The sequence below is a fragment of the Streptomyces sp. PL-29 genome (assembly GCF_058344425.1).
In genome coordinates, this window is the sequence record NZ_CP136996.1 from 5,044,649 (window position 1) to 5,057,689 (window position 13,041).

General features: G+C 71.7%; 11 protein-coding genes. 8 read left to right on the forward strand and 3 right to left on the reverse strand.

The window, feature by feature from the left end:
- Positions 1-7 precede the first annotated feature (7 nt).
- Complete coding sequence (locus tag R4Z63_RS23345; protein ID WP_384450414.1) at positions 8-2,038, reverse strand: phosphocholine-specific phospholipase C; 2,031 nt, start codon at positions 2,036-2,038, stop codon at positions 8-10.
- 119 nt (positions 2,039-2,157) lie between these two features.
- Positions 2,158-3,171 carry an NADP-dependent oxidoreductase gene (locus tag R4Z63_RS23350; RefSeq protein WP_037928198.1) on the reverse strand — a complete coding sequence of 338 codons (1,014 nt, stop codon included), beginning with the start codon at positions 3,169-3,171 and terminating at the stop codon, positions 2,158-2,160.
- A 101-nt stretch (positions 3,172-3,272) separates the two neighbouring features.
- Between R4Z63_RS23350 and R4Z63_RS23355 the strand changes: the two genes are divergently transcribed.
- The 4 genes from R4Z63_RS23355 (at position 3,273) to R4Z63_RS23370 (ending at position 6,977) form a co-directional block, all read left to right on the forward strand.
- Entirely contained in the window at positions 3,273-4,157 is an 885-nt protein-coding gene (locus R4Z63_RS23355; protein ID WP_384450417.1) for a LysR family transcriptional regulator, read from the forward strand.
- Positions 4,158-4,417: 260 nt separating this feature from the next.
- Complete coding sequence (locus tag R4Z63_RS23360; protein WP_384450420.1) at positions 4,418-4,546, forward strand: hypothetical protein; 129 nt, start codon at positions 4,418-4,420, stop codon at positions 4,544-4,546.
- A 77-nt stretch (positions 4,547-4,623) separates the two neighbouring features.
- Positions 4,624-5,664 carry a 3-isopropylmalate dehydrogenase gene (locus R4Z63_RS23365; protein WP_384450423.1) on the forward strand — a complete coding sequence of 347 codons (1,041 nt, stop codon included), beginning with the start codon at positions 4,624-4,626 and terminating at the stop codon, positions 5,662-5,664.
- A 227-nt stretch (positions 5,665-5,891) separates the two neighbouring features.
- Positions 5,892-6,977: a branched-chain amino acid aminotransferase gene (locus R4Z63_RS23370; protein ID WP_384450425.1), complete on the forward strand. Its 1,086-nt coding sequence runs from the start codon at positions 5,892-5,894 to the stop codon at positions 6,975-6,977.
- A 71-nt stretch (positions 6,978-7,048) separates the two neighbouring features.
- Here the strand turns inward: R4Z63_RS23370 and R4Z63_RS23375 are convergent, their stop codons facing one another.
- Positions 7,049-8,473: a cytosine permease gene (locus R4Z63_RS23375; protein ID WP_384450428.1), complete on the reverse strand. Its 1,425-nt coding sequence runs from the start codon at positions 8,471-8,473 to the stop codon at positions 7,049-7,051.
- Between the two features lie 156 nt (positions 8,474-8,629).
- On the opposite strand from R4Z63_RS23375, the gene ureA reads away from it, so the two are divergent.
- From ureA to R4Z63_RS23395, 4 genes are read left to right on the forward strand one after another with little or no spacing between them, the layout of a single operon-like run.
- Positions 8,630-9,367 (forward strand): urease subunit gamma, encoded by a 738-nt coding sequence (ureA, locus tag R4Z63_RS23380; protein WP_384450431.1) that lies wholly within the window; start codon positions 8,630-8,632, stop codon positions 9,365-9,367.
- Positions 9,364-11,106 carry an urease subunit alpha gene (locus R4Z63_RS23385; RefSeq protein WP_384450434.1) on the forward strand — a complete coding sequence of 581 codons (1,743 nt, stop codon included), beginning with the start codon at positions 9,364-9,366 and terminating at the stop codon, positions 11,104-11,106. Before ureA ends, R4Z63_RS23385 begins: the two co-directional genes overlap by 4 nt.
- Positions 11,107-11,136: 30 nt before the next feature.
- Positions 11,137-12,186, forward strand: coding sequence for an agmatine deiminase family protein (locus R4Z63_RS23390; RefSeq protein ID WP_384450437.1), 1,050 nt, complete (start codon positions 11,137-11,139; stop codon positions 12,184-12,186).
- 40 nt (positions 12,187-12,226) lie between these two features.
- Positions 12,227-12,847, forward strand: a complete 621-nt coding sequence (locus R4Z63_RS23395; protein ID WP_037928214.1) for a TetR/AcrR family transcriptional regulator — start codon at positions 12,227-12,229, stop codon at positions 12,845-12,847.
- Positions 12,848-13,041 lie beyond the last annotated feature (194 nt).

The following is a 13,041-nucleotide window of genomic DNA, read 5'->3' on the forward strand; positions in this document are numbered from 1 at the left end:
TGCGGGGTCACGACCCCGAAACGCTCGCCGAGCCCGTCTCGATATGGCCCGTGTAGCGGCGCGACCAGGTGCCGTCGGAGTCGGCCAGGATCGTGAAGTCGTACCAGCCCTTGGTGTACGCCACCGCGTTGAAGAAGTCCTCGCGGGAGGAGTGCGCCGGGACGGTGTACGTCCACGGGCCGTCCGAACGGTAGGCGTTGGAGCGGATCGTGAAGGTGACGGGGGAGGCGGAGGAGTTCGTCATCTTGAACCAGACCGCCGTCCTACCGGTACCGGGCTCCACCGCGAACCGCGCCGCCACCTCGATCGCGCGGCCCGCCTTGGACGCGTCGCCGATGAAGCGCCGCAGGAAGCGGTTCGGTCCGTACATCGAGATGTCGTACTTGCCGGAGCCGTGGCCGAGACCGATGTGGAAGTAGTCGGTCGAGGTGTCGCCCGGATCCACCGTGTACTGCCAGGCCGCCGTGTCGCGGTGCTGGTGCGGGTGGATCGAGAAGTGCGCGGGCCGCTTGGCCTGGGCACCCTGGTTGGTCATCGAGAACCAGGCCGTGATCTGGCCGGCCGCTCCGAACTCGAAGCGATCCAGATTGCCGTTGACCTGGTAAGGGAGGGCGCGCGCCGGACGGGTGCCCGGCTCCTGCGCCGGGAGGGCGTTGTCCTGCGGCACCGGATTGGGAAGCGGGGCGCAGGTGGCCTGGCCGATCACCTTGGCGGTCGGCGGCAGGCCCGCCGGAACCCCGTACACCGGGTGCGCGAAGTCGAAGACGCCGGTCAGGTCGCCCACCACCCGGCGGCGCCAGGCGCTGATGTTCGGGCAGGTGGCCGGCGTGCCGAGGGCGGCGGTCCAGGTCTCCAGGAAGCGGAGCACCGAGGTGTGGTCGAAGACCTCCGAACTGACCCATCCGCCGCGCGTCCACGGGGACATGACCAGCATGGGCACGCGGAAGCCGAGCCCGATCGGGACGCCGTCCACGTACTCACCGGGGGTGCCGGGCGGCGCGACCGGGGGCGGAACGTGGTCGAAGAAGCCGTCGTTCTCGTCGTAGTTGAGGATCAGGACGGTGGAGTCGAAGACCTCGGGGTTCGCTGCGAGGGCGCGGTAGACCAGGTCCACGAAGTGCGCGCCGTCGCCGGGCGGGGCGTAGGGGTGCTCCGAGAAGGCCTCGCTGGCGACGACCCAGGACACCTGGGGGAGGGTGCCCGCGACGGCGTCGGCGCGGATGGCGGCCGCGATGTCGTCCGGGGTGGAGCCGGTCACCTTGGGGACCGAGGCCATGCCCTGGTCCCACAGCGGGTTCCCGGGAGCCGCGTCGGTGAAGTTCCTGAAGTAGGCGAGGCCGTTGTCGCCGTAGTTGTCCTGGGCGTTCTGGTAGACCTTCCAGGTCACGCCGGCGCGCTGCAGGGCCTCGGCGTACGTCTCCCAGGTCAGCCCCGACTCCTCACCGCCGTCCTTGCTGCCGGCGTCGACCTTCCCGCTCCAGAGGAAGGTGCGGTTCGGACCGGTCGCGCTGAGGGCGGAGCAGAAGTACGCGTCGCAGACCGTGTAGTTGTCGGCGAGGGCGTAGTGGAAGGGGAGGTCGCCCCGGTCCAGGTGGCCGAGGGTGCGGGTGCTGCCGACCCCCAGGACCCAGTTGTCCATCCGGCCCTTGTTCCAGGCGGCGTGCTGCGAGGTCCAGCTGTGCGGGAGGTCGCCGCTGCACTGGGCCAGGGTCGCGCCGTCCACCCCGCCGGCCGGCGGGGTGGCGGACAGTTTCCACGGGTACTGCCGGGCGCCCCAGTTGGGCTGGTTGAAGGTGCCCCAGCCGCCCGGGATGTTGCCGGCGGCACGGTCGCCGAACCCGCGGACGCCCTTCAGCCCGCCGAAGTAGTGGTCGAAGCTGCGGTTCTCCTGCATCAGGATCACCACGTGCTGCACGTCGGTGAGGGTGCCGCTCGCCGAGGCCGCGGCCGCCGACGAGGGCGCCGTGACGGGTAGCGCGGCCCCCGCCATCAGCCCGGCGCCGATTCCCACGAAACCTCTTCGGCTGATCGGTGTCACTGGTCCCTCGCCTCCAACTGTGGTGCCCCGGTGGCACATCGACGGCAAGGGTGGCGGGGGTGGCCTCAAAGGTCCACAGCCGTGCGGTAAGAGTTCGGTGAACTTCCGGGCGGCCGGAGTCAGGCCTTGATCCGCACAAGCATCTTGCCCGTGTTCTCGCCGCGGAGCATGCCGCGGAAGGCCTCCACCGTGTGCTCGAAGCCCTGGACAACGGTGGTGTCGGTGCCGATCCGGCCGCTGCGCAGGTGAGGGACGAGGAGGTCCTCCAACTCCTCCTGAAGATTGGTGTGATGCCGAACCATTACGCCCTCCAGGCGCAGCGATTTGTGCACGATCTCGAAGAGGTTGCGGGGCGCGGCGGGGGAGCGGCCGCCGTTGTAGGTCGAGACGGCGCCGACCCAGGCGATCCGGCCGAACTCCCGCAGTGCGCCGATCGCGCCCTCCAGGTGCTCGCCTCCCACGTTGTCCACGTAGACGTCGATGCCCTCGGGGGCGGCTTGGGCGAGCTGCTCGCCGACCGGGCCGTCGTGGTAGTCGAAGGCCGCGTCGAAGCCGAGAACGTCCGTGAGGTGGCGGACCTTCGCCGCCGAGCCCGCACTGCCGATGACGCGCCGCGCGCCCAGCAGCCGTGCGAGGTGCCCGGTGGCGGTGCCGACGCCGCCCGCGGCGGCGGAGACGAACAGGTCCTCGCCCTCTCTCAGTGCTGCGGTCCGGGTCAGTGCGGCGTACGCGGTGAGGCCGGTGCCGCCGAGGATCGACAGGTACGCCTCCAGCGGTACGCCCGCATGGCCGCGCAGCGTGCGGGCACCAGCCTTCCCGAGGGTGACGAGGGCGTGCGTGCGCCAGCCCTCGCGGTGGAAGACCAGGTCGCCCTCGCGTAGGCCCGGGTCTCGGGAGGCGATCACCCGGCCCACCGAGCGGCCCTCCAGCGGGGCGTTCAGCTCGAAGCCGCCCTCGCCGCCGTCCATCAGGCCGCGGTGGTAGGGGTCCACGGAGAGCAGCAGGTTCTCCACCAGGGCGGTGCCGGGCCGGGGCTCGGGGACCGGGGAGGAGACGTGGGCGAAGTCGGAGGACGCGGGGAAGCCTTCGGGGCGGGCGATCTGGTGTACGGCGCGAGCGGTGTTCGTGGTCATGTCCGCAACGCTAGGAAGGAATCCGGGGGCCGGGCAGGGGGTTGGGTTCATGGACGTCACACATCCATGAGCATCACTCATACCACGAGGTGGGGGCCCCGGTGTCCGATCTTCTCCCGCGCGAACTGCGCATCCTGGTGGCCGTCGCGGAGGCCCGCGGCTTCTCCGCCGCGGCCGCGGCGCTCGGCCTCACCCAGTCGGCCGTGTCGCACTCGGTGCGCGGCAGCGAGGCCAAGCTCGGCGCGGTGCTCTTCGACCGCGGACGGGCGGGGGCCTCGCCCACGCCGGCGGGGGAGCGGGCGGTCGGACACGCCCGCCGCATCCTGCGGCTGTACGAGGTCATGGGCGCGGAGGTGCGCAGTGCGGGCCGGGGCGACGGCGGCGGCGCCCTGGACGGAGTTCTGCGGATCGCGGCGTTCCGGAGCGCCGCCCTGCACCTGCTGCCGCCCGCCCTGGAGCGACTGACCGCCCGGCACCCCGGCATCCGCCCGGAGGTCCGCGTGGTCCGCGAGATCGGTGCCGGCGCGGCGGGGGAAGTGGCGGCGGGCCGTGCGGATCTGGGCATCGCCACCCTGGGCGGTTCGCCGGGCGCGGCGCCGCCCGGCCTGCTGACGGGGGTGCTCGCGCAGGAGGCGTACCACCTGGTGCACCCGGCGGGGCACCCCGACCCGAAGTCGCTGCCCCTCATGGACTGGGACGAGAACTGCGGCTCCTACACCCGGGCCTGGTGGCGGGCGCAGGACTGGATCCCGCGGGCGACGGTCAAGGCGGAGGACGACGCCATGGTGCTGACCATGGTCGGTCGGGGGCTCGGCATGGCGATCATGCCCGAGCTGTCCCTGAGGGACGCGACGGAGGCCGTGGAGATCGCCGGACTGGGCCCGTTGGGGCCGGTGCGCGAGGTGGGATACGTCACCACGTCGGAAGCCGCCGCAACTCTCGCGATCAAGGCTCTGATCAGGGAACTTCGCTCCGGCAGGACCTGAAGCGGACCTTCGGGGGGCGTCTCTTCGGGGGGATGGGCGTCTCAGATAGTAGGAAGTCCGAGTAATTGCCGAGACATACAGCGGGACCTGCCCTAGCTTGGTAGGAGCCGAACGTCTCGCCGATCAGGCGAATGGCGGTCGAGAGCGCGCGCCCCTGGCAGGCAACCCCTGCGGCGCGCTGCTCCCCGCCTCTTCCGGCGCCTTGAAGGAACCCCTCATCCGTGGCCCCGCCACGCCGTGATCTCAAGGAGTCGATCACCATGACCGCAACCACCGCCGCCCGCCGCGTCCGCCACGCCTCCGCCACGGCCGACGAGCGCAAGAACGCCGCCGCAGCGCTGCAGCGCGCCCTCGACCGCCGCGACAACGGCGGTTCGACCGGCCACTGACGCCCTCCGGGGGACATTTCGCGTCCACATCGTGGACGCGAAATGTCTGAGGGCTGGACGCGGAGTACGGTTTCGCCATGTCGACCAGCATCAATCTCGCAGTGATCCCCGGTGATGGCATCGGCCAGGAAGTCGTGGCTCAGGGACTCAAGGTCCTTACCGCGGTCCTGCCCCAGGATGTGAAGCTGGAGACCAGGCAGTACGACCTCGGCGCCCAGCGCTGGCACCGCACCGGTGAGACCCTCCCGGACGCGGAACTCGAAGCCCTGGCGCGCCACGACGCGATCCTGCTGGGCGCCATCGGCGACCCCTCGGTCCCGTCCGGCGTGCTGGAGCGCGGCCTGCTGCTGAAGCTGCGCTTCGCGTTCGACCACTTCATCAACCTGCGGCCGTCGAAGCTGTTCCCCAACACCGCCACCCCCCTGGCGGGCCGCCCGGACATCGACTTCGTCGTCGTCCGCGAGGGCACCGAGGGTCCGTACACCGGCAACGGCGGCAGCCTGCGCACCGGCACCCCCGCCGAGGTGGCCACCGAGGTCAGCGTCAACACCGCGTACGGTGTCGAGCGCGTCGTCCGCGACGCCTACGAGCGGGCCAATGCCCGCCCCCGCAAGAAGCTGACGCTCGTTCACAAGAACAACGTCCTCGTGTACGCGGGTCACCTGTGGAAGAACATCTTCGACAAGGTCGGCCGGGAGTACCCCGAGGTCACCACCGACTACCTGCACGTGGACGCCGCGACGATCTTCTTCGTCACGCAGCCGGAGCGCTTCGACGTCATCGTCACGGACAACCTCTTCGGTGACATCCTCACCGACCTGGCCGCGGCCGTCACGGGCGGAATCGGCCTGGCCGCCTCCGGGAACATCAATCCGACCGGAGCCTTCCCGTCCATGTTCGAGCCCGTCCACGGCTCGGCCCCGGACATCGCCGGCACCGGGAAGGCGGACCCGACCGCGACGATCCTCTCGGTCGCCCTCCTGCTGCGCCACCTCGGCTACGAGGACGAGGCCGTCCGCATCGAGGACGCGGTCTCCGCCGACCTCGCCGAACGGGACGGAACCTTCCGCTCCACCGACGCGATCGGCGACGCCCTCGCCGCGCGGGTAGCCGGCTGACCCGGCTGCTCCACCTCGGGAAGCCGCCGGGTCACAATGGGACCCGGCGGCTTTTCCTGTGCGGCCCCGGGTGCCACCATCTCCCCTGGGCCGCAATCCCCCCGCTTCTCCGAAGCCTGCCCGCGCGCGATAATCGAACGCGAGGCCGCGGAATGCAGGGAAGCTCGGACGTCCTGGTACGCCGTGAGCGCGGTCCGCCATACACAACCGGTGAAGGACAAGCACTCATGACGACGCCCACGATCGAGCTCAAGCCCTCCTCGAACCCGCTGTCCGACGCGGAGCGCGAGGCGATCCTGGCCAGCCCCGGATTCGGCCGCCACTTCACCGATCACATGGTGACGATCAAGTGGACCGAGGGCCGCGGCTGGCACGACGCCGAACTGGTCCCGTACGCGCCGCTCTCGATCGACCCGGCGAACATGACCCTGCACTACGCGCAGACGATCTTCGAGGGCCTCAAGGCCTACCGCCAGCCCGACGGCACCGTCGCCACCTTCCGCCCCGAGGCCAACGCCGCGCGCTTCCAGGCCTCGGCCCGCCGCATGGCGATGCCGGAACTGCCCGTCGACCTCTTCATCGAGGCCTGCGACGCCCTGATCAAGCAGGACCGCGCCTGGGTGCCGGACTCCGGCGAGGCATCCCTGTACCTCAGGCCCTTCATGTTCGCCTCGGAGGTCGGCCTCGGCGTCCGCCCGGCCAACGAGTTCCTCTTCATCGTCATCGCCTCGCCCGCCGGCGCGTACTTCCCCGGGGGCGTCAAGCCCGTCTCCGTCTGGCTCTCCGAGGACTACGTCCGCGCGGTCAAGGGCGGCACCGGCGCGGCCAAGACCGGCGGCAACTACGCGGCCTCGCTGGTCGCGCAGGCCCAGGCCGCCTCGCACGGCTGCGACCAGGTGGTGTGGCTCGACGCCGTCGAGCACCGCTGGATCGAGGAGATGGGCGGGATGAACCTGTACTTCGTGTACGGGGACCGCATCGTCACCCCCGAGCTCACCGGCTCGCTGCTTCCCGGCATCACCCGCGACTCCCTCCTCACCATCGCCCGCGACCTCGGCTACACCGCCGAAGAAGGCCGCCTGACCACCGAGGACTGGCAGCGCGACAACGCCAACGGCACCCTCACCGAGGTGTTCGCGTGCGGCACGGCCGCCGTCATCACCCCGGTCGGCTCGGTCAAGTCCGAGCGTGCCAACTGGACCCAGGGCGACGGCGAGCCCGGCGAGGTCACCATGCGCCTGCGCAAGGCGCTGCTGGAACTCCAGACCGGCCACGCCGCCGACACCCACGGCTGGATGCACCCCCTGGGCTAGGGAGTGCAGACGGGCGGGCCCGCACTCCGGATCTCCGGGGTGCGGGCCCGCCCGCATGCGTACGGGGAACCTCAGGCGTTCGCGGGCTCCTCGGCGGCGGCCACCGGGGCCGGGGCGGCAGCGCGGCGGGCCGTGAGCACGGCGTACACGAGGCCGCCGGTGAGACCGGACAGGACGAAGGAGCAGTCCACGCCACCGGTGAGGGCGAGCAGCGGGCCCTCGTAGGAGGGGGTGGTCACGGCGAGCAGGCCGACGGCGGCCCCGATCCCCCAGGAGGTGGTGGCCGCGACGTTCCAGCCGGCCCGGTACCAGTAGGCCCCGCCCACCGAGCGGCGGTTGAAGACCTGGAGCGCGTCGGCGTCGTAGACCCCGCGGCAGCGCACGTGGCCGATCAGGGTGATCACGGCCCACGGGGTGCCGATCGCGGTCAGCACCAGGACGAACGAGGTCATCGCGGACTGCACGTCCCACTCGAAGGACCCGATGAAGACGAAGGCGGTCGCGGCGGCCGCGGCGATCACGGTGGCCGTGGTGCGGGTGGCCCGGGGGACGATCGCGTCGAGGTCCAGCCCCATGGAGTAGAGCATCAGGCCGGCGTTGCCGACCGAGCCCGCCGCGGCGGCGACCAGCAGGGGGAGCAGGTACCACAGCGGTGCGGCTGCCACGAGCGGACCGGCGTAGTCCAGGCCCGCCCGGGCGGCCAGCGCCGTGTAGGTGCCGAAGAGCTGCGGGACCAGCAGGCCGATCAGCAGACCGAATGCGGTGGCCCACAGGACCCTGCGCGAGCCGTGCCGGCGCGGGGAGATGTAGCGCGTGTAATCGCCCAGCAGGGTGATGAAGGCGACGGGCCCGCTGAGCCCGGCGGCGACCGCGGCCAGCAGCCACGTCGGCCAGAAGGATCCGAGCAGGTACGGGGTCTCGGGCGGCGCGGAGGTGGTGAAGTCCGGGGCGTAGGCGACGACGCCGACCGCCAGCAGCACCATCATGCCGATGGACAGCACCTTGCTCATGCGCAGCAGCAGCCGGTAGCCGAAGACGGCCGCGACGACGGTGCACGCGGCGAGCAGGCCGTACATCACGGCCCGCGAGAGGCCGGTGTCCGGGAGGCCGGTGAGCCGCGCGAGGGTGCCGACCATCACGTCGCCGCCGATCCACAGCGTGAGTGCGGTGTAGCCGAGCGAGAGCAGCAGGCCCACCACCGACCCCACGAGCCGCCCGCGCACACCGAACTGCGCGCCGCTGGAGGTGGAGAGGTTGGTCGCGGTGCGCAGGGAGACGAGCGCCAGCGGCGCGGTGAAGGCGATGCCGACGAGGGTGCCGGTGACGATGGCCGTGACCGAGGGCCACAGGCCCAGTCCGAAGGACGGGGGCAGCCAGCCGAAGACGATCACACCGAGGCACAGATTGGAGCCGAGGAGGATCGATATCAGGTCACGGGGACCGCTGGTCCGCTCCTCCTCCGGGATGGTGTCGACTCCGCGCTGTTCGATGGGCATGGGGGACTCCCTTGGCAGGGCGGGGGGTGGTTGCGCTTGCATTTGAGCGACACTCAATGTGGCTCAAGCTGTGTGTTCAGGTCAATGATTCCCGCCAACCAAATCAAGAGTTAGAGTGATGCTCTAACTCTTCGACTCAAGAGGTGGTGGATCGGCGTGCGGCTGACCCCTACGGAGCGTGACCGCCTGCTCCTCCGCAGCGCTGCGGAACTGGCCAGGGCCCGGCGGGCCCGTGGCCTGAAGCTCAACGTCCCGGAGGCCACCGCGCTGATCGCGGACACGGTCTGTGAGGCCGCGCGCGACGGCAAGCGGCTCGCCGAGGCCATCGAGGAGGCCTCCTGCGTGCTGGGCCCCGACGACGTCCTGCCGGGCGTCGCCGACGTCGTCACCGAGGTGCACGTGGAGGCCGTCTTCGACGACGGATCCCGCCTCGCCGTGGTCTCGTCCCCCGTCCGGGGCGCGGTGCCGCTCGGCGACGACGCCCCCGGCGCCGTGGTCCCCGGCCCCGGGGTCCCTCAGCCGGAGCCCGCCGCGCACCTGCACGTGCGCAACACCGCCGACGTGCCGATCAGCGTGACCTCGCACTTCCACTTCTTCGAGGCGAACCCGCGCCTGGACTTCGACCGCGCCGCGGCCTACGGCATGCGGCTGTGCGTGCCGGCCGGCTCCTCCGTACGGTTCGACCCGCACGGCGAGGGCGACGTGGGTCTGGTCCCCATCGGCGGCGATCGCGTCGCGATCGGTTTCGCGGGTCTGGTCGACGGCCCCCTCGACGCCCCCGGAGCCAGGGAGGAGGCCCTGCGCCGCGCTGCGGCCTGCGGCTACCTGGGCGCCACCCCGACCGGGGCCGGCCAGTCCGGCCCCGCCGACCGCCCGGAAGGGACCACGGCATGAGCAGGCAGACCCCGCACACCGACCACAGTGCGCACTGCGCGCCGGGCAGCCGGCACATCGATCCGCACGAGTACGCGGCCGTCTTCGGCCCTCGTGCGGGGGACCGGGTCCGCCTCGGCGACTCCGGGCTGACCGTCCGGGTCGAGGCCGACGCGCAGAAGCCGGGGGAGGAGTTCCTGGCGGGCTTCGGCAAGACCGCCCGCGACGGCCTGCACCTGAAGGGGGCCGCGGTCCGTGACACCTGCGACGTCGTGATCAGCAACGTCCTGGTCATCGACGCCGTCCTCGGCATCCGTAAGGTCTCCATCGGCATCCGCGAGGGCCGCATCCACGCGATCGGCCGAGCCGGCAACCCCGACACCCTCGACGGCGTCGACGTCGTCGTCGGCACCGGTACCTCGATCGTCTCCGGCGAGGGCCTGATCGCCACCGCTGGCGCCGTGGACACGCACGTCCACCTGCTGTCCCCGCGCATCATGGAGGCCTCGCTCGCCGCGGGAGTCACCACCGTCATCGGTCAGGAGTTCGGCCCCGTGTGGGGCGTCGGCGTCAACTCCCCGTGGGCCCTGAAGCACGCCTTCAACGCCTTCGACGCCTGGCCCGTGAACATCGGCTTCCTCGCCCGCGGCTCCTCCTCCGACGCCGCACCCCTCGTCGAGGCCCTCGCCGAGGGCGGCGCCAGCGGCTTCAAGGTGCACGAGGACATGGGCGCGCACACCCGGGCCCTGGACACCGCGCTGCGGGTGGCCGAGGAGCACGACGTCCAGGTCGCCCTGCACAGCGACGGCCTCAACGAATGCCTCTCCGTCGAGGACACCCTGCGGGTGCTGGACGGCCGGACCATCCACGCCTTCCACATCGAGGGCTGCGGCGGCGGACACGTCCCCAACGTGCTGAAGATGGCGGGCGTGCCGAACGTGATCGGCTCCTCCACCAATCCGACGCTCCCCTTCGGCCGGGACGCCGTCGCCGAGCACTATGGGATGATCGTCTCCGTCCACGACCTCAAGCCCGACCTTCCCGGCGACGCCGCCATGGCCCGCGACCGCATCCGGGCCGGGACGATGGGCGCCGAGGACGTCCTGCACGACCTGGGCGCGATCGGCATCACCTCCTCCGACGCCCAGGGCATGGGCCGCGCGGGCGAGACCATCCGCCGCACCTTCGCGATGGCCGCGAAGATGAAGGGCGAGCTCGGCCCGTTGGAGGGCGACGGTGAGGGCGACGACAACGCCCGCGTACTGCGCTACATGGCCAAGCTGACCATCAACCCGGCCATCGCCCACGGCCTGGCCCACGAGATCGGCTCGATCGAGGTCGGCAAGCTCGCCGACATCGTGCTCTGGCGCCCCCAGTTCTTCGGGGCCAAGCCGCAGCTGGTACTCAAGTCCGGCTTCCCCGCCTACGGGGTCACCGGCGACCCCAACGCCGCCACCGACACCTGCGAACCCCTCGTCCTCGGGCCGCAGTTCGGCGCCTATGGGGCCACCGCGGCCGACATCTCCGTCGCCTTCGTCTCCGCCGCGGCCGCGGCCCTGGGCGGCGACGCGATGCCGACCCGCCGCCGCCGGGTCGCCGTCCGCGGCACCCGCGGCATCGGCCCCGGCGACCTGCTCCTCAACTCCCGGACGGGTGCGGTCGACGTGGACGCCCACAGCGGACTGGTCTCCCTCGACGGGGAACCCCTGCGCTCCGAGGCCGCCGAGTCGGTCTCCCTCAACCGCCTGTACTTCCTGTAAGCCAGCACAGCCCGTAAGGACCTGCCTGCCATGACCACCAAGCCCGTGCACAACGGATTCCGGATGCCCGCCGAGTGGACGCCCCACGAGCGCACCTGGATGGCCTGGCCCAGCCCGAACCCGACCTTCACCAACGAGCAGGAGCTCGCCGAGGCCCGCGGGGCCTGGGGCGCCGTCGCCCGTGCGGTCCGCGCCTACGAACCCGTGACCCTCGTCGTCTCCCCGGGCGACGCCGAGGGCGCCCGGGCGATCGCCGGCGCAGGCGACGGCCACCCGCTCGACGTGGTCGAGCGCGAGCTCGACGACGCCTGGATGCGCGACATCGGCCCGACCTTCGTCACCGACGGCGCCGGCACACTGGCCGCCGTCGACTGGACCTTCAACGGCTGGGGCGCCCAGGAGTGGGCCCGCTGGGACCACGACGCGAAGATCGCCCGCCAGATCTCCGACGTGCTCGGCACGCGCACGTTCAGCACCCCGCTGGTCAACGAGGGCGGCGCCATCCACGTCGACGGCGAGGGCACCGTGCTGCTCACCGACACCGTCCAGCTGGGCAAGGGCCGCAACCCCGACTGGACCCGAGAGCAGGTCGAGGCCGAGATCCACGCCCACCTCGGCACCACCAAGGCGATCTGGCTGCCGTACGGTCTGGCCGGCGACTACGGCACCTACGGCACGCAGGGCCACGTCGACATCGTCGCGGCCTTCGCCCGCCCCGGCGTGGTCATGGTGCACACCCAGCCCGACCCCTCCCACCCGGACCACGAGCGCTGCAAGACCATCGCAGCGATCCTGCGCGCGTCCACCGACGCCCGCGGCCGGCAGCTGGATGTCGTGGAGATCCCGGCGCCGACCGTCCTGGAGGAGGACGGCGAGTGGGTGGACTACTCCTACATCAACCACTACCTGTGCAACGACGGCGTCGTGCTGTGCTCCTTCGACGACCCGCGGGACGAGGAGGCGGCCGAGATCTTCCGCGGCCTGTTCCCCGAGCGGACGGTGACCCTCGTTGACGCACGTACGATTTTCGCCGGGGGTGGCGGCATCCACTGCATCACCCAGCAGCAGCCGAAGGTCTGATCCGCGGACGCGCGGCGGCCGATTCGACGAGGAGTGGTCCATGGCGGCGGACGGAGTACCGGTACGGGCGGCGCGCAAGAACGCGCCCCCGCGCGAGGACGTACTCGTCGCCGCCATGGCCACGATCGCCGAGCGCGGGCTGGACGGCCTGACCATGGCCGGTCTGGGCCGCGAGGTCGGCATGAGCAGCGGCCATCTCCTCTACTACTTCCGCAGCAAGGACGAGCTCCTGCTGCAGACTCTGGAGTGGAGCGAGGCCGAACTGGGCGGCGCGCGTCGGGCCCTGCTCGCCCGCCGAGGCCCGGTGACCGAGCGCCTGCAGGCGTACGTGGACCTGTACGTGCCCACGCAGGCCCGCGACCCGCACTGGACGCTGTGGCTGGAGGTGTGGAACCGCTCCCAGAACGCCGGCCCGCGTGAGCGCGACCGGCAGGCGGCCATCGAGGGCGCCTGGCACCGCGACCTGGTGGCGCTGCTCGCTGAGGGCATGTCGCGCGGGGAGTTCCGCCCGGTGGACGCCGAGCGGGTGGCGACCCGCATCCGGGCCCTGCTCGACGGCTTCAGCATCCAGTTGGCGGTGGGTCTGCCGACGCTCGACCGGACGGCCATCCTGGCCCACGTCCAGGAGTTCCTGGCGGACACCCTGTCCCCCCGCTCCTAGGTTCTGTCCGCCGGAACGGGGCCGGGTGGGCCGCGGGGCGGTGCGGGGATGCGCCGCCGGACCGGGCATGACCGCATGGTGAGATGGCTGTCCATGCACGGCGGGCGGTGTGGCACACTGCGGACGTGCCTGCTCAGCTCATGATTATCGCCAGCAGCGCGCCGGTCCCCAGTGGCCGCTGAACCGTGGAAGAA